This is a genomic window from Pseudomonas sp. 05N431 (assembly GCF_056397005.1).
Map to the genome: position 1 here is coordinate 1 of NZ_JBFTMN010000054.1, position 749 is coordinate 749.

The window sequence follows — 749 nt, forward strand, 5'->3', positions numbered from 1 at the left end:
ACCGTCAGCGCGCCAGTCACCGGCTCGGCAGTGATCGTGACGTTGGCCAACGGCCAGACCATCACCATCCCGGTCGGCCAATCCAGCGGCACTGCGACCACCACCGCGCCGAACGACGCGCTGGTCGGCCACACCCCGCTGACCAACGCGATTACCAACGTCAGCGGCGGCAACTACGAAAACCTGGTCGCCGACAAAACCCCGGTCAGCACCACCGTGACCGACACCGTCGACACCACCAACCTCACGCTGAGCGCGACCGGTTCCGTGGCCGAAGGTGGTCACATCACCTACACCGCGACCCTGACCAACGCGGCCGGCACACCGGTGACCGTGACGCTGTCCAACGGCGCCGTGATCAACATCGAGGCCGGCAAAACCACCGGCACCGTAGTGGTCGATGCACCCAAAGACGACGTCTACCTCGACGCCGGCAAGGTCCAGGCGACGATCGCAACGGCGACCGGCGGCAACTTCGAAAACCTGGTGACCAGCAGCACACCAGCAGTCACCAACGTCACCGACACCATCGACACCTCGACGGTGAAACTGACCGCCACCGATTCGGCGGCAGAAGGTGGCACCGTCACCTACACCGCCACCGTCAGCGCGCCAGTCACCGGCTCGGCAGTGATCGTGACGTTGGCCAACGGCCAGACCATCACCATCCCGGTCGGCCAATCCAGCGGCACTGCGACCACCACCGCGCCGAACGACGCGCTGGTCGGCCACACCCCGCTGACCAACGC

Annotated in this window: 1 protein-coding gene; it reads left to right on the top strand. The window is 66.2% G+C overall.

Annotated elements, in window-relative coordinates:
* A partial coding sequence (locus AC1DIG_RS29270) for an immunoglobulin-like domain-containing protein (protein WP_477770106.1) occupies window positions 1-749 on the top strand: 749 nt, incomplete at both ends.